Origin of the sequence: Streptomyces sp. NPDC101152 (genome assembly GCF_044768275.1) — a bacterium.
Taxonomy (GTDB): domain Bacteria; phylum Actinomycetota; class Actinomycetes; order Streptomycetales; family Streptomycetaceae; genus Streptomyces.
The window spans coordinates 154,347-172,668 of the sequence record NZ_JBIWPO010000004.1 but is presented as its reverse complement, the minus strand read 5'-3'; the positions used below and the strand labels follow the sequence as shown (position 1 = coordinate 172,668).

Here is an 18,322-nt window from a genome sequence, read left to right as displayed (position 1 = left end):
CCTCCCCCTTCTTCGTCTCGCGCGGCGCCCGGTGGACGGGTCGTGCCACTTTACGGCGTACGTGCGTGCCCCCCACGGGGCGCCCCCGGCAGTCAAAGACGCAGAGATCGGCCGCCGGGTTGCCCCCGACCAGGGTGCGCGATGATGGAGGGGTTCCGCCTGCGATTTCCTTCCGAAGGGCTTCCTCCTCATGGCACCGCGCATCCTGCTGGCCCGGCACGGACAGACCGAGTGGTCGCTGTCCGGCAAGCACACCGGCAGGAGTGACGTGCCGTTGCTGGAGGAGGGACGGCGCGGTGCCAAGCTGCTCGGCGAACGCCTGCACCGGGCGCCGCTGGAGGGCCTGCCGGGGGCGGAGGTGCGGACCAGCCCGCTCGCACGCGCGCGTGAGACGTGCGAACTCGCCGGATTCGGGGAGCGCGCGGCCGTCTGGGACACGCTGATGGAGTGGGACTACGGGGCGTACGAGGGCATGACGCCAGAGGAGATCCAGGACGTGCGGCCCGGCTGGCTGATCTGGCGCGACGGCGTCCCCGAGGGGGAGTCCCTAGCCGAGGTGACCGCCCGCGCCGACGAGGTGGTCACGTGGGCGCGGTCGGCGGACCGGGACGTGCTGGTCTTCGCCCACGGCCACATCCTGCGGTCGATCGGGGCGCGCTGGCTGGGGCTGCCGATCGACTTCGCGGCCCGGATCAAACTGCTCCCGACGTCCCTGTCGGTGCTGGGCTGGGCCTACGGGGACCCGGCGATCGAGAGCTGGAACGACCTGGGGCACCTGGGCGGGTAGCTACGCGGTGCGCGGTGACGAGGCGTGCCGCTCCAGGAACGCCGACACCCCCGACGCCCGCCGGTGCGGCAGCAGCACGCGTGCGGTGGCCGCCAGCATCGCCTGGATGCGGGAGGACTGCACCTGGTCCAGCAGGTCCAGCACCCGCATGCCCGCTGCGGCGGCCTCGTCCGGCCGGCCGCCCCGCGCGAGGTCGTCGGCGAGTTCAGCGGTGTAGAGAGCGATGTTCCGGGTGAAGTGCGGGTCCTGCAGCTGCGCCGCGCGCCGGGCGTGACGGGACGCGCGGCACCAGTCGCCCAGCGTCGACCAGCACTGCGCCTCCAGGCCCTCCAGTTCGGCCTCTCCGTAGAAGCTCATCCACTCGGGGTCGGCCTCGGAGGTGCCGCGCTCGTAGAGGGCCTGCGCGCGGGCCAGTGCCTGCTCGCAGCCGGTGCGGTCGGCGAGCCCCGCCCAGCCGCCCGCCTCGCGCAGGGCCAGCAGCGACATCAGCCGGGGGGAGCCGAGGTTCCGCCCGACCCGTTGCGCGGCCTGCGCGGCCCGTACCGCCTCGCGTGGGCGGCCCGCGTCGCGCGCGAGGAAGGCGGTGTTGCAGAAGGCGTGCGCCTCCAGGGCGTCGTCGCCGGTCATCCGGGCCGTCGCGAGCGCCTCCGCGTAGTGCGAGCGGGCGTCGTCGAAGCGGCCCGAGTCGTGCGCCAGCCAGCCCACCGAGATGGCGAGTTCACCGGCGCCCGCGTGCAGCCGCTCGGCGGTCGTCCGCCGGGTCGCGCCGGCGTCGAGGAGCGCGTAGGCGGCGCGCAACGGCTGTGCCGCGCGCCGGTAGAGGCCGTCCGCGCCGTGACGGTCGTCCAGCAGCCGGATTCTGCGTACGGCCTCCTCGAGCGCGTACGCGTCGTCCGCCCCGGCGCGGCGCACGGGGCGTCCCGCCGCCGCGGCGTCGAAGGCGAGCCCGATGGGGCCCAGCGAGGCGGCGGCCACGGTGGCGCCCCCGCCGGTCATGAATGCGCGACGCAGCACGTCGCTCTCCTCGTAGTTGTCGTCCATCTCGTGGTTCTGGGGGTCCTGCGTGTCATACGGCTCGTGCGCCCCGCCCGTCTCACCGGTGGGGTGCGCCCGGCGTCCGCGGACGGACGAGCGGGGTGCGAAGCCGAGGTCGGTGAGCGTGCGACCGGGGAACATGTGCAGGAACACCCGTTCGTACGCGTAGTTGGGGCAACGGATCTCGCCCGCCTCCACCCGGCCCACATAGCGCGCGTCGCAGCTGACCCGCTCCCCGATCTCGCGGGCGGCCCGGCGCACCGCGGCGGCGAACTCGGCCGGGGAGCGCTTGCCGCGCAGCTCCCGGAAGACCAGGTTCGGCCGCGGTGGCCGGTCGGGTGTGGGCTGGGACGAGGTCACCTGTGACGACGCCATGGCCGGGTCCTCTCGTGCGAACCGTCGAACCATGCCGGAATTGCGGTGAGTTGTTCCAGTAGCTCCCCGTTTCCAGCAGGTAAGAACGTACCGGCTGTGCCGGACCCGTCACGCAGTGTTTAGCTACAAACCGGATATCTCATCCGAGATCTGCCATGAACTGCCATCCTTTGCGGCGGACTTCCGGCGTAGCCGTTGACGCGCGCGTGCGTTGAACACCGCGGACCGGGAGCCGCCCGTCTCCCGACCCGCTTCGTTCAAGGAGGGGTTCCGTGCTGGAGGCCGGGATGGAGACCAGGCAGAGTGTCGTTCCCTGTACGCCGCTGACGACGGTGGGGCACCCACCGACCCCGGACCACAGCGCGCCGCCCCTTCCCGGCGGCGCCTGTGACCTCGTCACCGTGCCCGCCCGGCAGGGCCTGGAGGCCGTCGACATCCTGCGCCGCGGCACCGGCGACGCGGTGGGCCCCGTTCTGCACGACGACGACCGCGACACCCTCGGCTTCCTCGTCCCGCCCGGCACGGCCGCCGCCTGGGACGTCCCCGGCAGCACCTGCACCCAGACCGACGGCCGGGGCCTGAGCCTGAATCCCGTGCCCCCCGTCGCGGGCTCCGACTGGCTCCTGCCGCCCGGCGCCTGCGACCTCGCCACCGACCCGGCGGTCCTGCGCGCGGCCCTGGGCGAGGCGGCCCGGACGATCGAGGCGGCGGACAACTGCCGGTGACGACGGCCCGGACGCCTCGATCACCGGTGGGCCCGGCGCAAGCCCGCTGAGCCGACCATCCTGTGCGGCCCGATAATGGCCCCATGGGAAAGTCCAGGAACTCCCGGCGCACGAGCGGCGGTGCCGAAGCCGTCGTCGAAGCCGTGGACGGGGGGCTCGCCGAGCTGATACCCGACCGGGACCGGCCGCGGGCCTGGACGCTGCTGATCGACGGGGCCCCGCAGTCCCACGTCGACCTGGACGACCCCTGCCACCTCGCCTTCGAGTACCAGCGCCGCCTCGGCCACGTCATCGACCTCGCCGCCCCGCCCGGCCGCCCGGTGCACGCCGTGCACCTCGGCGGGGGCGCCCTCACCCTCGCCCGGTACGTCGCCGCCACCCGCCCCCGCTCCACCCAGCAGGTCGTCGAACGGGACGCGGCCCTCGTCCAACTGGTCCGCCGTGAACTGCCGTTGGATCCGAACGCGCGCATCCGGGTCCGTTCCGCCGACGCCCGCGACGGCCTCGCCAAGGTCCTCGACGGCTGGGCGGACCTCGTCATCGCCGACGTCTTCAGCGGCGCCCGCACCCCCGCCCATCTGACCTCCACGGAGTTCCTGGACGAGGTCCGACGGGTCCTCAGACCGGGCGGCCACTACGCCGCGAACCTCGCCGACGGCCCGCCACTGGCCCACCTGCGCGGCCAGATCGCCACGGCCGCCGCCCGCTTCCCGGAACTCGCGCTGGTCGCCGACCCGACCGTGCTGCGCGGCAAACGCTTCGGCAACGCCGTCCTTGTCGCCTCCGACACCCCGCTGCCGGTCACCGAACTGACCCGCCGCGCCGCCTCCGACCCCCACCCCGGCCGCGTCGAACACGGCCGCGCCCTGCGGGACTTCACCGGCGGCGCGCTCCCGGTCACGGACGCCGCGGCGACCGCGTCTCCAGCGCCACCGCCCTCGGTGTTCCGCTAGCGCCGCGCAGGCGCCAGTGCCGCTGCGGGCACTAGTAGTTCCCGACCTCCACGTGCGGCGGTCCGTCGTGCCAGGTGCAGATCACCGAGACCTTCGCGGTGCCCGAGGTGAACTCCACCCGGATCCAGGTGTCCGTCTTCCACGTCTGCATCGACCACCCGGTGTCGGGGGTCGCCATGACCAGCGACGCGGAGGCCTGGCCGAGGTCGAAGACCACCCGCCCGCCGTCGGTGTCGTAGCTCTTGACCTCGCCGGACGTGGTCGGGGAGGGCTGTGCGGCCGGGGTCTTCGGGGCGGTCGGCCTCGGAGACGGGCCACTCGGCGTGGTCCTCGACGGTGACGGGGAGGGCCGGGGCGTGGACGAGGCGAGCGGCTTCGAGTCCTGGGTGGTGGCGTGGGCAGCAGTGATCGGCAGGGCGCGGGGCGGGTCGTAGGCGGTGCCCGCCATCACCGTGTGGACACCCCACCACGACAGCGTGACCGCCGCGCCCGTGGCGAGCGTCCAAGCCAGTACGTGCACGAGTCCTCTGAACATCGCCGGTCATACTGCCCCACCCGACCCACGGGCCGCACACGCTCGGAGTTATCCACAGGCCCCGGTGCGGCTCGTCCGCATGGCGTACGGTGCCGCGCATGGCAAGTGTGCTCGTGGTCGAGGACGACCAGTTCGTACGTTCGGCGCTGATCCGGCACCTGACCGACGCCGCGCACACCGTGCGCAGTGTGGGGACGGCGCTGGAGGCGCTGCGTGAGGTCGCCCACTTCCGTTTCGACGTGGTCATCCTGGACCTCGGCCTCCCCGATCTGGACGGGTCCGAGGCCCTGAAGATGCTGCGCGGGATCACCGACGTCCCGGTGATCATCGCCACCGCGCGGGACGACGAGACGGAGATCGTCCGACTGCTGAACGCGGGCGCGGACGACTACCTGACCAAGCCGTTCTCGGTCGAGCACCTGTCCGCGCGGATGGCGGCGGTCCTGCGACGGTCCCGTACGGCCCCCGGCGATGCCGCGCCCTCCACCGTGATCCGGGTCGGCGGCCTCACCGTCGACCCGCTGCGCCGCCAGGCCGAACTGGACGGTGCGCGGCTCGACCTCACCCGCCGCGAGTTCGACCTGCTCGCCTTCCTGGCCGGCCGGCCGGGCGTCGTCGTCCCCCGCAGGGAACTGCTCGCCGAGGTGTGGCAGCAGTCCTACGGCGACGACCAGACCATCGACGTCCACCTCTCCTGGCTGCGGCGGAAGCTGGGCGAGACGGCGGCGCGGCCGCGCTATCTGCATACGCTGCGGGGCGTCGGGGTGAAGCTGGAACCGCCGGGCGGGGAGGTGCCGCGATGAGGTGGGCCCTGGTCAAGGTCTGTCTGGCGGTCACCGCCATGGTCGTGGTGGCCTTCGCGGTCCCGCTCGGGCTGGTCATCAAGGAGATGGCCCGCGACCGGGCGTTCTCCAACGCCGAGCGGCAGGCGGCCGCGGTCGCCCCGGCGCTGTCCATCACCACCGAGCGCGACCAGTTGGAACGGGTCGTCGCCTCGGCCGGCTCGGATGCCGGGATGGCCGTCCACATACCGGCGGCCGGCGGTCAGTCGGCCGTCGACATCGGACGGCAGCGCGCCGCCGACGGGGACATCGCGACCGTGCGCCGGCTGGGCCGGGCCTCCACCACCGAGGTGCCGGGCGGCTCCACGCTGCTCCAGCCGGTCGCGCTGAGCTCCGGCGCGATAGCGGTGGTCGAGGTGTACGTGCCCGAGTCCGAGGTCACCAACGGGGTCGGCACGGCCTGGGCGGTGCTCGCCGGGGTCGGCGTCGCGCTGATCGTCGGCTCGGTCGCGGTCGCCGACCGGCTGGGCGTGCGGATGGTGCAGCCGGCCCAGCGGCTGGTGGAGGGGGCGCACGAGCTGGGGGAGGGGAAGCTGGGCGCACGGGTGCCGGAGGAGGGGCCGAACGAACTTCGGCTGGCGGCGGTCGCGTTCAACTCCATGGCCGACCAGGTCGTCCAACTCCTCGCCAATGAACGTGAGTTGGCGGCCGACCTGTCGCACCGGCTGCGCACCCCGCTGACCGTGCTGCGGCTGAACGCGGCCTCCCTCGGGGACGGGCCGGCCGCCGAGCAGACCCGGGCCGCGGTGGCCCAGTTGGAGCGGGAGGTCGACACCATCATCCGCACCGCCCGGGACGCCAAGCCGCAGACCGCGGCCGCCGGGCCCGGCGCCGGGTGCGACGCGGCCGAGGTGGTGCGCGAGCGGATGGCGTTCTGGTCGGCTCTGGCCGAGGACGAGGGCCGCAAGTGGCGGATGGCGGGCGCCGACCGGCCGGTGCGGATACCCGTGGCCCGCGCGGACCTCGCCGCCGCGCTGGACGCCCTGCTCGGCAACGTCTTCCGGCACACCGCCGAGGGCACCGCCTTCGCCGTCGACCTGCACAACGGCGAGGACGCGGTGATCGTCCTCGTCTCCGACGCGGGCCCGGGCATTTCGGACCCCGAGGCGGCGATGGCGCGCGGCCGGGGCTCCGGCAGCGACGGCTCGACCGGCCTCGGCCTGGACATCGTGCGGCGGCTCGCGGAGGCGACCGGCGGTGACGTACGGATCGGTTCGTCGGTGCTGGGCGGGACGGAGGTCCGGATCTGGATCCAGTTGGACGGCCGGGCGCGGACGCCGGGCGGGCGGGGGCACCGGTCGGTGCGGCGGCGCCGGCAGCGGAAATTGGTCTCTACCTTTAATCGCCCCCGATCCCTCCCTTAAGCGCACTATAAGATCCTCAACCCCCGCCCGGATCGGGTGCTTTGCCCGTTTCCGGCTCGCTAGCGTGCCACGCCATGAGCATGCATCGACGCAAGGTGAGCGGCAGGAACAAGGTCATCGGCGGGGCCGTCGCCGCGGCCGTGGTGGGCGGTGGCGCGGTCCTTCTCACCGGTACGGCCCAGGCCGCCGGGATCGGGGCCGCGTACACGAAGACCAGTGACTGGTCGACGGGTTACACCGCGCAGTACGTCGTGACGAACAACAGCGGCGCCACGGAGAAGACCTGGAAACTGGAGTTCGACCTGCCGTCCGGCGCCAAGCTCGGCTCGCTGTGGAACGCCGAGTCGAGCGTGAGCGGACAGCACGTCACCGTGACACCGGCCAAGTGGGACACCGACGGTCTCGCGGTCGGCAAGTCGGTCACGGTCGGCTTCGTGGTCAACGGGGGCGGCGATCCGACGGGCTGTCTCATCGACGGCGCGACATGCTCCACGGACGCCACCGCCACCCCCGAACCGAGCGGCCGCCCGACCCAGCCCGCCACCCCGACGCCCACTCCCACCCCGACCCCCACCGTCACGGCCTCCCCCTCCCAGAGCACCGGCACGGGCACCGGCACCGCCGCGAGCGCCGGATTCGCCCCCTACGTCGACACCTCCCTCTACCCCGCCTTCGACCTGCTCGCGAGCACCGCCGCGACCGGCGTGAAGAACTACAACCTGGCCTTCGTCACCGACGGCGGCGGCTGCGCACCCAAGTGGGGCGGCGTCACGGACCTCGGCAGCGACGGGGTGGCCGCCCAGATCGGCGCCCTGCGTGCGAAGGGCGGCGACGTTCGCGTCTCCTTCGGCGGCGCCTCCGGCTCCGAGCTGGCGACGACCTGCTCCTCGGCGGACGCGCTGGCGGCGGCGTACGGCAAGGTCGTGGACGCCTACAAGCTGACCAAGGTCGACTTCGACGTGGAGGGCGCCGCGCTGCCCAACACGACCGCGAACACCAACCGGGCGAAGGCGATAGCCAAGCTCCAGGCCCAGCACCCCGGCCTGGACGTGTCCTTCACCCTCCCGGTGATGCCGGAGGGCCTGACCCAGGACGGCGTGAACCTGCTCTCCAACGCCAAGTCCAACGGCGTGAGGATCTCCACCGTCAACATCATGGCCATGGACTACGGCGCCTCCTACAACGGCGACATGGGCACCTACGCCGAACAGGCGGCGACCGCTACACAGGCGCAGATCAAGGGCGTCCTCGGCCTGTCCGACTCCGCCGCCTGGAAGGCCGTCGCGGTGACCCCGATGATCGGCGTCAACGACGTCTCCTCCGAGGTCTTCAAGGTCGACGACGCCACCCAGCTGGTGGACTTCGCCAAGTCCAAGGGCCTCGGCGGGCTCTCCATGTGGTCGGCCACCCGCGACCAGCAGTGCCCCGGCGGCACCAAGCCCACCGCCGACGCCACCTGCAGCTCCATCACCCAGGCCAAGTTCGCCTTCTCGAAGGCGTTCGGCGCCCTCGGCTGACCCACACGGAAAAGACCCCGCGGGACGCGGCAGGCCTCCTCGACCTGCCGCGTCCCGTCCCCTGTGCCCCCGTCGGCTCCCGGCGGTCAGTGGGTCGGGCGGTCAGTCGGACGTCGCCGGCGGCAGGGTGCCCGTGCGGGCCGCCTGGCCGTACCAGAGGGCACTCGACTTCGGGGTGCGGGTGAGGGTGGCGTAGTCGACGTACACCGCGCCGAAGCGCTTCTCGTAGCCGTACGCCCACTCGAAGTTGTCCAGCAGCGACCACAGGTAGTAGCCGCGCACGTCCGCGCCGTCGGTGATGGCACGACGGACCGCCGAGAGGTGGCCGTGCAGGTAGGCGACGCGCTCGGGGTCGTGGACGCGGCCGTCGGGGTCGGGCTTGTCGTCGTAGGCGGCGCCGTTCTCGGTGATGTAGAGCGGCAGGCCGGGGGCCTCGCGGGTGTAGCGCATGATCAGTTCGTGCAGGCCGGTCGGGTCGATCGTCCAGCCCATCTCCGTGCGTTCGCCCGGCGTCTGGTGGAACAGGACGTCGTCCGCGCCCGGCCAGGGGGAGTGCTCGCTCGCGCCGTGGCCGTCGGTGCGCGGGCCGGTCACGGGAGCGTCGGCCGCCGAGACCAGCGTCGGCGTGTAGTAGTTGAGGCCCAGCGCGTCCAGCGGCTGGTGGATGGCGCGCAGGTCGCCGTCGAGGACGTACGACCAGTCGGTGACCGAGGAGGTCGCCGAGAACAGGCTCTCCGGGTAGGACCCGTGCAGCATCGGGCCGTGGAAGACGCCGTTGGCGAGGTCGTCGATCTTCCGCACGGCCGCCAGGTCCGCCGGGTTCTGCGGCGAAAGGGGCCTGACGACCGAGGAGTTGAGGCTGATCGCCACCGAGTTGCGGGCGGGCATCGCCGAGCGGAGCGCCGTGGTGCCCAGGCCGTGCGCCAGGTTGAGGTGGTGCGCGGCCCGCAGCGTGGCCTCCGGCTCGGTGCGGCCCGGGGCGTGCACCCCGGAGCCGTAGCCGAGGAAAGCGCTGCACCAGGGCTCGTTCAGGGTGATCCACTGTTCCACCCGGTCGCCCAGCGCCGCGCCGACGATCTGCGCGTACTCGGCGAAACGGTACGCCGTGTCGCGCTCCGGCCAGCCGCCCGCGTCCTCCAGCTCCTGCGGCAGGTCCCAGTGGTAGAGGGTGACGGCCGGCTTGATGCCGTGCGCGAGCAGCTCGTCCACCAGCCGGCGGTAGAAGTCCAGGCCCACCTGCACGGCCGGACCCCGCCCCGTCGGCTGCACCCGCGACCAGGAGATCGAGAAGCGGTACGCGGTCAGGCCCAAATCGGCCATCAGCGCCACGTCCTCGCGGTAGCGGTGGTAGTGGTCGACAGCGATGTCACCGTGCTCGCCGCCCGCCGTCTTCCCGGGCGTGTGGCTGAAGGTGTCCCAGATGGAGGGCGTGCGACCGTCCTCCCGCACCGCCCCCTCGATCTGGTACGCGGAGGTCGCGGCGCCCCAGAGGAAGGCGGGAGGAAAGGTCACCGGGGTGGCCGGCTGTGCGGAGTCAGGCATGGAAGCGCTCCCATGTGAGGTCGTTCAGACCGAAGAGTCGGAGGGGGGAGATCGGAGGGGGGAAGAGGGGCCGGGGCGGCGGTGACCCGGCCCCGAGATGCGCACCGCGCGACGGGGCGACCGGGGCGACCGGGCGTCAGCCCTTGATCGCGCCCTGCATGATGCCGCCCACGATCTGCTTGCCGAACAGGACGAAGGCGATCAGCAGCGGCAGCGTGCCCAGCAGCGCGCCCGCCATGATCACGGCCTGGTCGGGGACGTAGCCGGTGCCGAGCGAGTTCAGGGCGACCTGCACGGTCGGGTTCTGCTGGTTGAGGGCGATGATCGGCCACAGGAAGTCGTTCCAGGCGAACACGAAGGTCAGCAGGCCGAGCACGGCCATCGCCGGCCGCGCCGCCGGGAAGACCACGTGCCACACCACCCTGAGGCTGCTCGCACCGTCCACCCTCGCCGCCTCGATCAGCTCGGTCGGCAGCGCCTGCACGAGGTACTGGCGCATGAAGAACGTACCGAAGGCGGTCACGAGGGTCGGCAGGATGACGGTCTGCAACTGGTTCGACCAGCCCAGGTTCGACATCCACAGGTACAGCGGTACGACGGCCAGCTGCGGCGGGATCATCATCGTGCCGATGGTCAGCAGCAGCAGCACGCTCGAGAACCGGAACCGCAGCTTGGCGAAGGCGAACCCGGCGAGCGTCGAGAACAGCACCGTCGCGACGGTGATCGTCCCGGCGACGACCGTGCTGTTGAACATCGCGGTGCCGAGCCCGGCCTGGTCCCAGGCGGCCTGCATGTTCTTGAACAGGTTCCCGCCGAACCACAGCGGCGGCGGCGTCTCCGCCAGCCGGTGGTCGGTGCGCGAGGCCGCGACGGCCGTCCACACCAGGGGCGCCAGCGAGACCAGGGCGAAGACCGTCAGCACGAGGTAGGTCACCGGGCCCGCGTGCAGCTGCTTGCCCGCACCCATCACCCGGCGCGGGCGACGCGGCTCCTTGCGCAACTGAGGCAACGTCAGTTCACTGGTGGTCATTGGGACTTCCTCAGGCGTCGGGTGAACAGCATGTTGACCGCGGCGACGAGGACCAGGATGAGGAACATCGACCAGGCGATCGCGGACGCCTTGCCCAGGTTGCCGATGATCCAGCCCTGGTCGTACATGTACAGACCGAGCGTCTGGTACTGGTGCTCGGAGCCGCCCTTGGACCCGCTGACCCCGCCGAACAGCAGCGGCTCACCGAAGAGCTGGGTCGCGCCGATGGTGGACACCACCACGGTGAACAGGATCGTGGGCCGCAGCTGCGGGATCGTCACGTGCCGGAACTGCTGCCAGCGGTTGGCGCCGTCGATCGAGGCCGACTCGTACAGGTCGGTCGGGATCGCCTGCATCGCCGCCAGGTAGATCAGCGCGTTGTAGCCGGTCCACCGCCAGATCACGATCGACGACACCGCGAACTGCGAACCCCAGTTGGACTCACGCCAGTTGACCGGACCGACCCCGACGAAGTGCAGCAGCCAGTTGATCATGCCGCCGTCCCAGGAGTACAGCAGCGTGAACACCAGGGTCGCCGCCGCCACCGAGGTGGCGTACGGGGTCAGCATCACGACCCGCCAGACGGTCGAGCCGCGCAGCCGGTAGTTGAGCAGGTGCGCGAGGCCGATCGCCGCCAGCAGCTGCGGCACGGTCGAGATCAGGCCGATGGTGAAGGTGTTCTTCAGGGCGTTCCAGAAGAAACTCGAGGAAAACAGGTTCTTGTAGTTGTCCAGGCCCGCCCAGGTCTGGGTGTCCAGCGAGGACAGCTGCACGTTGTGCAGCGAGTACCACGCGGTGTACAGCAGCGGGACCAGCGAGAACGCCCCGAAGATGATGAAGAAGGGGGCGATGAACGCGTACGGGGACGCCTTCATGTCCCAGCGGTACAACCGGCTGCGCCAGGAGTCGGGGTCCGGCGGCGGCGTACCGCGACCCTGAGCGCCCCGGGCCGCGCCCGGCGGGGTGCCGGGCGCGGCCTCGGCGCTCGACGCGGGATGCGCGAGAGCCTGCTTGGAGCTGGTCACTGGCCGAGCACGTCCTTGATCTCGTTCTTGGCCGCGCTCCAGCCCTGGTCGGGCGTCTTGCCCTTCTGCTCGACCTGGAGGATGCCGACATCCGTGATCGCGGTGTTGATCGGCTGGTCCTTGATGCCGAAGTACTGCGAGGGGATCGTCTTCGCCGAGTCCGCGAAGATCTGCGTCAGCGGCGCGTTCGAGAAGTACGCCGTGGTGTCAGCGGCCGGCTGCAGGTTCGCGTACGCCGACGGGGTCGACGGGAAGCTGGCCTGCTTGGCGAAGACCTTGGCCTGCTGCGCGGGCGCGGTCAGCCACTTGGCCAGGGCGATGGCCTCCTTCTGGTGCTTGCCCGCCGTCGGCACACCGAGGAAGGAGCCGCCCCAGTTGGACGCGGTCGGGGCCGCCGCCACGTCCCAGTTGCCCTTGCCGGAGTCACCGGACTTCTGCTCGATGTAGCCGATCATCCATGCCGGGCAGGCCACCGTGGCGAAGGAGCCGTTGGCGTAGCCCTGGTCCCACGGCTTGTCGAACTGCTTCAGCTTCGCCGACATGTTGCTGGTCGCCACCTGCATCGCGACGTCCCAGGCCTTCTTCACGCCGTCGGACTTGTCCCAGACGACGCTGTCGTTGCTCTTGTCGTAGTAGCGCTCGCTCGCGCCGCCGAGGGCAGCGTTGTAGACGGAGGAGGCGGAGTCGACGAACTTGGTGCCGCTCGGCGCCTTCTTCATGTACTGCTTGCCGACGTCGACGTACTTCGCCCAGTCGCCCTTCCACATGGCGGCGAGCTTGGTGCGGTCGGTGGGCAGTCCGGCCTTCTGGAAGAGGTCCTTGCGGTAGCAGATCGCCATCGGGCCGATGTCGGTGCCGAGGCCTATCAGCTTGCCGTCCTTGGTGGTGGCCTGGGCGTTCTTCCAGTCCAGCCACTGGGACTTGTCGACCTCCTTGCCGAGGTCCACGAACTTGGCGGCCTGCGTCTGCACCGCCTCGGTGATGTTGCCGACCTCGATCGCCTGCACGTCGTCCGTGCCGGAGCCGGCCTGGAGGCGGGTGAGGACCTTCGGCCAGTAGACGTCGGTGCGGGTGGTGACGTTCTCCTTGATGGTGATGTCCGGGTGCAGCTTCATGTACTCGTCGTAGAGGCCGGCCTGCTTGTAACCGAACACTCCGAAGGTGCCGATGGTCAGCGTGGTCTTGCCCTTGCTGTTGCCGCCGCTGTCGTTCGACGAGCCACTGTTCGAGTCACTGGAGCAGCCGGCCAGCAGGCCCGTGGCCAGCGCGGCGACGGCCGTGAGGGCCATCATCCGGCGGGACCTTCGGGTACTCGTGCCCATGTTGCGTCCTCCTGTTGCCTGACGTGCCGACCCCCCGGCCAACTGCATTGTTGGGCCCGTTGGTACTCGCTGCGGCTCGGGCGGGGAACGTGCGGGATGTGTATGTGTCAGGTACTGTGGGAGCGCTCCCACAGGTGATGTGTTGAAGGTTCGCCGGTTCGAGCGGGGGTGTCAAGGGCGGGGGCGCGGACTTATGCGTTCAGTTATCGGGCCGTTAAGTGGAATGGCGGGGTCCGTGACCTGGTCCTCCTCCGGGGCTGCCCCGCCCCGGGGGCTGTTAGATTCCAGGCCAACGCAGGTGCACGGGAGGGTGGAGCCAATGGCAGCAGGCCACGGAGCGCGGAGCCGGAGCGGGGGCCGGCCCACCCTCGAAGAGGTCGCCGCGCGGGCCGGCGTCGGCCGCGGCACGGTCTCCCGCGTGATCAACGGTTCGCCCCGGGTCAGCGACGCGACCCGCGCCGCGGTGGAGGCGGCGGTCGCCGAACTCGGTTACGTCCCCAACACCGCGGCCCGCGCCCTCGCCGCCAACCGCACGGACGCCATCGCCCTGGTCGTGCCCGAGCCGGAGACCCGGTTCTTCTCGGAGCCGTACTTCTCGGACATGCTCAAGGGTGTCGGAGCCGAACTCTCCGAGACCGAGATGCAGTTGCTCCTGATCTTCGCGGGCAACGACCGCGAGCGCAGGCGCCTCGCCCAGTATCTGGCCGCGCACCGGGTGGACGGTGTCCTCCTTGTCTCCGTCCACGCGGACGACCCCCTTCCCGACCTCCTCTCCCAGCTCGAGATCCCGGCCGTGATCAGCGGCCCGCGCTCCGCCGCGGAGACCCTCACCTCGGTCGACTCCGACAACTACGGCGGCGGCCGCTCGGCCGCGGAACACCTGCTCGCGGGCGGCCGCCGCAAGATCGCCCACATCACCGGCCGGCTCGACGTCTACGGCGCCCAGCGCCGCGTCGACGGCTACCGCGACGCGCTGCGCGACGCCGGGCACAAGGTGGACGACCACCTGATCGAGCCCGGCGACTTCACCGAGGACGGCGGCCGCCGCGCCATGACCGACCTGCTGGCCCGCTGCCCCGACCTGGACGCGGTCTTCGCCGGCTCCGACGTGATGGCGGCCGGCGCCCGCCAGGTCCTGCGCGAGGTGGGCCGCCGCATCCCCGACGACGTGGCCCTCGTCGGCTACGACGACTCCGCCATCGCCCGCCACATGGACCCGCCCCTCACCAGCGTCCGCCAGCCCATCGAGGAGATGGGCCGCCGCATGCTCGACCTCCTCCTGGAGGAGATCGCCGACCGCCGCCCGGCGGCGTCCCGGGGCCTGGAACGCCGACAGGTGGTGCTGGCGACGGAACTGGTGAGGCGGGCGTCGTCCTGAGGGGCTGAGGATTCCCTACCTCACCGCGCGGATCCGTTGAGCAACCCCCGTACGGCATCGTCGTATCCCGCCGTGTCGGTCAGGCCGAAGGCCACGCGCTGGAGCAGGAAGCCGTGCAGCAGGCCGATCACCACGCGGGCACCGTTCTCCGGATCCACGGCCGGGACGGCGCCGGCCGCCTCGCCGCGGCGCAGGGCGTCGGCGATGCCGCGACGGACCCTCTCGAAGCCCTCGACGGCGCCCGCGTGCACGTCGTCGTCGCGCAGCAGCTCCGACCAGGTCTGCACGACGCACCGCAGCAGTTCCTCGACCGGCACCACCTGCCCGGCGGCGTCGCTGACGCCCTCGACGCTCAGCGCCTCCAGGGACGCGGAGACGAGGTCGCCCAGCGAGGGGGCCTTCGCAGCTCTGGCCACCTCCTCCATCGGCTCGAAGATCAGCCGGAAGGCGTCCGCGGCGATGGCCAGGATGATCTCGTCCTTGCTCGCGAAGTAGCGGTAGGGAGCACCCGCGGAGACGCCGGCCGCGGCGGCGATGTCCGGCATCGAGGTCTGGTGGAAACCGTCCCGCGCGAAACAGCGGCGCGCCGCCGCCACGATCTGCGCGCGCTTCGCCTCCCGACGCTCGGGCGTGATGCGTGGCATGACGACCTCCAACTAAGTAAATGACCATTCACCTTGACATCGAACCATAACCGCCCCATCGTAAAGTGAAAGGTCATTCACGGAAGTGAGGAGAGATCGATGGCTACCGAGCTGACCATTGGCACGTACCGGTACGAGCACACCGAGGCGCTGTTCGACGGCCGCGTGCGGATCGACGGGGTGGACGCCACGCTGGAGACGGAGCCGCTCGTCTCGGACCTCTTCCGGCACATGCTCGAAGGCCGCTACGACATCGCGGAGCTGGGCCTGACCTACTTCCTGCGCACCTTCGACCTGGAGAACGCGCCCTTCCTGGCGCTACCGGTCTTCCCGAACCGCAACTTCCGGCACTCGGCGATCTTCGTGAACACCGCGGCCGGGATCGAGAAGCCGCAGGACCTCGCCGGGAAGACGATCGGCGAGTTCGCGCTCTTCGGACACGACGCCGGGGTCTGGCCCAAGGGCATCCTGTCGGACGAGTACGGAGTGAGCGTCGACCAGTGCCGCTGGGTCGTCGGCGGCACCGACCATCCCGTCCCCGCGTTCGACTGGCTCCCGCAGCCGGTACCGGACGGCGTGCACGTGCGGCACGCGGCAGACGGCCAGACCCTGGGCGCGATGCTCGAGTCCGGCGAGATCGACGCGCTGATCTCGGTCGACGTGCCCCAGGCCCTGCTGCAAGGCTCGACGAGGATCGCCCGGCTCTTCCCCGACTACGAAGCGGTCGAGCGCGACTACTACCGGCGCACCGGCATCTTCCCCCCGATGCACCTCGTCGCGGTCCGCAAGGACCTGGCGCACCGCACCGAGGAGCTGCGCTCGGTCTACCGCGCCTTCGTCGAGGCCAAGGACCTGGCCGAACGCGCCCACCGCGAGGACGCCCGGAAGCAGCACATGAGCCTGGTGACCCCCTGGTTCAGCAGCCTGTTCGAACGCAACCGCGCCCTGCTCGGCGAGGACTGGTGGCCCTACGGCCTCGGCGCGAACCGGAAGGCGGTCGACACGTTCCTGCGCTACCACCACGAACAGGGCCTGTCCCAACGCCTGTTGACCGGCGAGGACATCTTCGTCCCCGAGTTCCTCGACACCTGAACCGCTCAACTGGAGGAGGCCGGCAACTCCAGCCGCCACCGCCGCTCGCCGTCCTGTACCTCCCGGGTCGGATGCAGGCCGGAGGCGCGGGCGACCGATTCCGAGGCGTGGTGGTCGCGGTGGATGTGCGCGATCACTGTGCGCACGTACGACGATGGCGACGCCAGCGCGCTCACCAGCCCGCGGGCGGCCTCGGTTGCCAGACCCCGACCCTGCCATGGGGGGCCGACCACCCAGGCGATCTCCGCGACGGAACCCGTGACCGTGGCCTGGACGGTTCCCACCAGCCGCTCCTCCTCGCGCAGCCGCAGCACCCAGTTGCACCAGCGGACGGCGGGGTCGGGGGAGCCGACGACCAGACGTTCGTAGCGTGCGCGGAGGGCGGCCGGGGAGGCGGGGGCGCCCCCGATGAAGGTGTGCAGGGCAGGGTCCGCGAGGACGGCGGCCATCTCCGCCGCGTGTCCCACGCGCAACGGTATCGCGTCCAGACGAGGGGTCCGGAAGGGCTCCGCCTGGGCGTACGGGGGCTCGCTCATCGGGGGCAGCCTACGCGGGGAGCCGCTCGACTGGGCGGGGTCGGCGGGGAGTTGGGGTGACTGCGCGTGCGGGGGCGGACGTGGGTCAGCGTGGGGTCCTGGCGTAGGTGTAGGGGGCCGCGACCCCGCCGCTGTGGTGGTCGGCCGCGCGGAGGGCGGCGGTGAGACGTTGACGGGGCTTGAGGTCGAGGCAGGCGGTGGCGTGGAGGGCGCCGAGGGCCAGCTCGTCGCCGCAGCCGACGGCCGCGTACCGGTCGACGGGCTCGCCGACCTGGTAGTCGCCGTACAGGACGAAGAGCCGTCCGTGGACGCCGACGAGAAAGGTGCCGGCCTGCTCCTGCTCGGAGTCCTTGCGGGCCCAGCCGCCGTCCTTGAGGCAGGTGCGGACCGCGTTGACGAAGGTGGTGGTCATGAAGCGGTCGAGCGCCCCCTCCGGGTGCGGTGGCTCGAAGGCGTGGTGGAGCAGCTGCCCCATGCGGAAGGAGGTGGTGAAGCCGAACACGTACGGCCCGTTGGTGAACACCTTGCGGTCGCGACGGATGGTGAGCTGGTGCCCGTCACTGCCGGCGGAGTCCCCGGCCAGATGAACGCGCTTACGGTGGACGAGGCCGACGATGACCGTCAAGTCAGCACCCCCGAGGCCTGGTTGAGACGTACACCTGTACGCGACCGTTCTGCCCTCCACCCGGGCGGAGCTACCGCTTCCGGGCGCGGCGTCCTCGGCGCACGACGAAGGGGCGGCCTGTTCGGACAGGCCGCCCCTTGATCGTTCAGGGTGAGTGACGGGACTCGAACCCGCGACATCCTGGACCACAACCAGGTGCTCTACCAGCTGAGCTACACCCACCATGACCAGCGGTTGAGATCTGTGGTTTCACCGACCGGCCGAGAAAAAGTGTACAGGGTCCGAAGGGGTGCTCGCGCACGGCTTTCACGGTGCCCCCGGGCGGGCCCTGTTCGACGCTACTGAGCAGGCAGGACGTGCTTCGCGGCGATCGTCCTGGCGGTGTCCGAGTCGGGGCCGGGCTGGGGTACGAAGATCGCCTCGCGGTAGTAGCGCAGCTCGGCGATCGACTCGCGGATGTCGGCGAGCGCGCGGTGGTTGCCGTTCTTCTCCGGGCTGTTGAAGTAGGCGCGCGGGTACCAGCGGCGGGCCAGCTCCTTGACCGACGACACGTCGACGATGCGGTAGTGGAGGTAGTCCTCGAGGGTCGGCATGTCCCGGAGGAGGAAGCCGCGGTCGGTGCCGACCGAGTTGCCGCACAGGGGTGCCTTGCCGGGTTCCTTGACGTGCTCGCGGACGTAGGCGAGGACCTGTTCCTCGGCGTCCGCGAGGGTCGTGCCGCCGGGGAGCTCGGCGAGCAGCCCGGACGCGGTGTGCATCTGACGCACCACCTCCGGCATCGTCTCCAGCGCCCGGTCCGGCGGGCGGATGACGATGTCGACTCCGTCGCCGAGTACGTTCAGCTCGGAGTCGGTGACGAGGGCGGCCACCTCGATGAGCGCGTCGTCGGACAGCGAGAGGCCGGTCATCTCGCAGTCGATCCACACCATGCGATCGTTCATGCGACCACCCTAAAGCTGACGCTCGTTTTTGGGGTGACCGGTGTCGGGGTCGGG

General features: G+C 71.3%; 18 protein-coding genes and 1 tRNA gene. 8 read left to right on the top strand and 11 right to left on the bottom strand.

What is annotated here, in order from left to right; genetic code table 11:
* The first annotated feature begins 190 nt into the window (after nt 1–190).
* Entirely contained in the window at nt 191–787 is a 597-nt protein-coding gene (locus ACIRVK_RS07095) for a histidine phosphatase family protein (RefSeq protein WP_404244402.1), read from the top strand.
* Here ACIRVK_RS07095 and ACIRVK_RS07090 read toward each other — a convergent pair whose 3' ends face one another.
* Nucleotides 788–2,197, bottom strand: a complete 1,410-nt coding sequence (locus tag ACIRVK_RS07090) for a hypothetical protein (protein ID WP_404244401.1) — start codon at nt 2,195–2,197, stop codon at nt 788–790.
* A gap of 287 nt (nt 2,198–2,484) precedes the next feature.
* On the opposite strand from ACIRVK_RS07090, the gene ACIRVK_RS07085 reads away from it, so the two are divergent.
* Both ACIRVK_RS07085 and ACIRVK_RS07080 read left to right on the top strand, forming a co-directional pair.
* Nucleotides 2,485–2,922: a hypothetical protein gene (locus tag ACIRVK_RS07085; RefSeq protein ID WP_404244572.1), complete on the top strand. Its 438-nt coding sequence runs from the start codon at nt 2,485–2,487 to the stop codon at nt 2,920–2,922.
* 83 nt (nt 2,923–3,005) lie between these two features.
* Nucleotides 3,006–3,875 (top strand): spermidine synthase, encoded by an 870-nt coding sequence (locus ACIRVK_RS07080; protein WP_404244400.1) that lies wholly within the window; start codon nt 3,006–3,008, stop codon nt 3,873–3,875.
* Between the two features lie 31 nt (nt 3,876–3,906).
* Here the strand turns inward: ACIRVK_RS07080 and ACIRVK_RS07075 are convergent, their stop codons facing one another.
* On the bottom strand, nt 3,907–4,410 hold the full coding sequence (locus ACIRVK_RS07075) for a hypothetical protein (protein WP_404244399.1): 504 nt from the start codon (nt 4,408–4,410) through the stop codon (nt 3,907–3,909).
* Between the two features lie 98 nt (nt 4,411–4,508).
* Here ACIRVK_RS07075 and ACIRVK_RS07070 point away from each other — a divergent pair, with 98 nt between their 5' ends.
* The 3 genes from ACIRVK_RS07070 to ACIRVK_RS07060 all read left to right on the top strand — a co-directional run bounded on the left by ACIRVK_RS07070 (nt 4,509) and on the right by ACIRVK_RS07060 (nt 8,133).
* Nucleotides 4,509–5,213, top strand: coding sequence for a response regulator transcription factor (locus ACIRVK_RS07070; RefSeq protein WP_404244398.1), 705 nt, complete (start codon nt 4,509–4,511; stop codon nt 5,211–5,213).
* Entirely contained in the window at nt 5,210–6,616 is a 1,407-nt protein-coding gene (locus ACIRVK_RS07065) for a sensor histidine kinase (protein WP_404244397.1), read from the top strand. The genes ACIRVK_RS07070 and ACIRVK_RS07065 overlap by 4 nt, the downstream gene beginning before the upstream one ends.
* A 74-nt stretch (nt 6,617–6,690) precedes the next feature.
* The gene (locus ACIRVK_RS07060; protein ID WP_404244396.1) at nt 6,691–8,133 is read left to right on the top strand and encodes a cellulose binding domain-containing protein; all 1,443 of its coding nucleotides are present in this window, start codon (nt 6,691–6,693) and stop codon (nt 8,131–8,133) included.
* Nucleotides 8,134–8,235: 102 nt separating this feature from the next.
* Here the strand turns inward: ACIRVK_RS07060 and ACIRVK_RS07055 are convergent, their stop codons facing one another.
* The 4 genes from ACIRVK_RS07055 to ACIRVK_RS07040 all read right to left on the bottom strand — a co-directional run bounded on the left by ACIRVK_RS07055 (nt 8,236) and on the right by ACIRVK_RS07040 (nt 13,052).
* Nucleotides 8,236–9,675 (bottom strand): GH1 family beta-glucosidase, encoded by a 1,440-nt coding sequence (locus ACIRVK_RS07055; protein WP_404244395.1) that lies wholly within the window; start codon nt 9,673–9,675, stop codon nt 8,236–8,238.
* 136 nt (nt 9,676–9,811) lie between these two features.
* Nucleotides 9,812–10,705 carry a carbohydrate ABC transporter permease gene (locus tag ACIRVK_RS07050; protein ID WP_404244394.1) on the bottom strand — a complete coding sequence of 298 codons (894 nt, stop codon included), beginning with the start codon at nt 10,703–10,705 and terminating at the stop codon, nt 9,812–9,814.
* A complete protein-coding gene (locus ACIRVK_RS07045) occupies nt 10,702–11,730 on the bottom strand; it encodes a carbohydrate ABC transporter permease (RefSeq protein ID WP_404244393.1) in 1,029 nt (342 codons plus the stop codon). The genes ACIRVK_RS07050 and ACIRVK_RS07045 overlap by 4 nt, the downstream gene beginning before the upstream one ends.
* The gene (locus ACIRVK_RS07040) at nt 11,727–13,052 is read right to left on the bottom strand and encodes an ABC transporter substrate-binding protein (RefSeq protein ID WP_404244392.1); all 1,326 of its coding nucleotides are present in this window, start codon (nt 13,050–13,052) and stop codon (nt 11,727–11,729) included. Before ACIRVK_RS07040 ends, ACIRVK_RS07045 begins: the two co-directional genes overlap by 4 nt.
* Nucleotides 13,053–13,371: 319 nt before the next feature.
* Here ACIRVK_RS07040 and ACIRVK_RS07035 point away from each other — a divergent pair, with 319 nt between their 5' ends.
* The gene (locus ACIRVK_RS07035) at nt 13,372–14,430 is read left to right on the top strand and encodes a LacI family DNA-binding transcriptional regulator (RefSeq protein WP_404244391.1); all 1,059 of its coding nucleotides are present in this window, start codon (nt 13,372–13,374) and stop codon (nt 14,428–14,430) included.
* A gap of 20 nt (nt 14,431–14,450) precedes the next feature.
* Here the strand turns inward: ACIRVK_RS07035 and ACIRVK_RS07030 are convergent, their stop codons facing one another.
* On the bottom strand, nt 14,451–15,074 hold the full coding sequence (locus ACIRVK_RS07030; protein WP_404244390.1) for a TetR/AcrR family transcriptional regulator: 624 nt from the start codon (nt 15,072–15,074) through the stop codon (nt 14,451–14,453).
* Nucleotides 15,075–15,173: 99 nt separating this feature from the next.
* Here ACIRVK_RS07030 and ACIRVK_RS07025 point away from each other — a divergent pair, with 99 nt between their 5' ends.
* Nucleotides 15,174–16,166: a 4,5-dihydroxyphthalate decarboxylase gene (locus tag ACIRVK_RS07025; protein ID WP_404244389.1), complete on the top strand. Its 993-nt coding sequence runs from the start codon at nt 15,174–15,176 to the stop codon at nt 16,164–16,166.
* Nucleotides 16,167–16,171: 5 nt separating this feature from the next.
* Here the strand turns inward: ACIRVK_RS07025 and ACIRVK_RS07020 are convergent, their stop codons facing one another.
* From ACIRVK_RS07020 to orn, 4 genes are all read right to left on the bottom strand, one after another.
* Nucleotides 16,172–16,702: a GNAT family N-acetyltransferase gene (locus tag ACIRVK_RS07020; RefSeq protein ID WP_404244388.1), complete on the bottom strand. Its 531-nt coding sequence runs from the start codon at nt 16,700–16,702 to the stop codon at nt 16,172–16,174.
* A gap of 85 nt (nt 16,703–16,787) precedes the next feature.
* Nucleotides 16,788–17,327, bottom strand: a complete 540-nt coding sequence (locus ACIRVK_RS07015; protein WP_404244387.1) for a hypothetical protein — start codon at nt 17,325–17,327, stop codon at nt 16,788–16,790.
* A 149-nt stretch (nt 17,328–17,476) separates the two neighbouring features.
* Nucleotides 17,477–17,549 (bottom strand) — tRNA-His (locus ACIRVK_RS07010).
* Nucleotides 17,550–17,665: 116 nt separating this feature from the next.
* Nucleotides 17,666–18,268, bottom strand: a complete 603-nt coding sequence (gene orn, locus ACIRVK_RS07005; protein ID WP_404244386.1) for an oligoribonuclease — start codon at nt 18,266–18,268, stop codon at nt 17,666–17,668.
* Between the last annotated feature and the right edge of the window lie 54 nt (nt 18,269–18,322).

Coding starts and splice junctions, on each gene's coding strand:
- ACIRVK_RS07095 (WP_404244402.1), top strand. CDS start 191: ATGGCACCGCGCATCCTGCTGGCCCGGCACGGACAGACCGAGTGGTCG.
- ACIRVK_RS07090 (WP_404244401.1), bottom strand. CDS start 2,197: ATGGCGTCGTCACAGGTGACCTCGTCCCAGCCCACACCCGACCGGCCA.
- ACIRVK_RS07085 (WP_404244572.1), top strand. CDS start 2,485: ATGGAGACCAGGCAGAGTGTCGTTCCCTGTACGCCGCTGACGACGGTG.
- ACIRVK_RS07080 (WP_404244400.1), top strand. CDS start 3,006: ATGGGAAAGTCCAGGAACTCCCGGCGCACGAGCGGCGGTGCCGAAGCC.
- ACIRVK_RS07075 (WP_404244399.1), bottom strand. CDS start 4,410: ATGTTCAGAGGACTCGTGCACGTACTGGCTTGGACGCTCGCCACGGGC.
- ACIRVK_RS07070 (WP_404244398.1), top strand. CDS start 4,509: ATGGCAAGTGTGCTCGTGGTCGAGGACGACCAGTTCGTACGTTCGGCG.
- ACIRVK_RS07065 (WP_404244397.1), top strand. CDS start 5,210: ATGAGGTGGGCCCTGGTCAAGGTCTGTCTGGCGGTCACCGCCATGGTC.
- ACIRVK_RS07060 (WP_404244396.1), top strand. CDS start 6,691: ATGAGCATGCATCGACGCAAGGTGAGCGGCAGGAACAAGGTCATCGGC.
- ACIRVK_RS07055 (WP_404244395.1), bottom strand. CDS start 9,675: ATGCCTGACTCCGCACAGCCGGCCACCCCGGTGACCTTTCCTCCCGCC.
- ACIRVK_RS07050 (WP_404244394.1), bottom strand. CDS start 10,705: ATGACCACCAGTGAACTGACGTTGCCTCAGTTGCGCAAGGAGCCGCGT.
- ACIRVK_RS07040 (WP_404244392.1), bottom strand. CDS start 13,052: ATGGGCACGAGTACCCGAAGGTCCCGCCGGATGATGGCCCTCACGGCC.
- ACIRVK_RS07035 (WP_404244391.1), top strand. CDS start 13,372: ATGGCAGCAGGCCACGGAGCGCGGAGCCGGAGCGGGGGCCGGCCCACC.
- ACIRVK_RS07030 (WP_404244390.1), bottom strand. CDS start 15,074: ATGCCACGCATCACGCCCGAGCGTCGGGAGGCGAAGCGCGCGCAGATC.
- ACIRVK_RS07025 (WP_404244389.1), top strand. CDS start 15,174: ATGGCTACCGAGCTGACCATTGGCACGTACCGGTACGAGCACACCGAG.
- ACIRVK_RS07020 (WP_404244388.1), bottom strand. CDS start 16,702: ATGAGCGAGCCCCCGTACGCCCAGGCGGAGCCCTTCCGGACCCCTCGT.
- orn (WP_404244386.1), bottom strand. CDS start 18,268: ATGAACGATCGCATGGTGTGGATCGACTGCGAGATGACCGGCCTCTCG.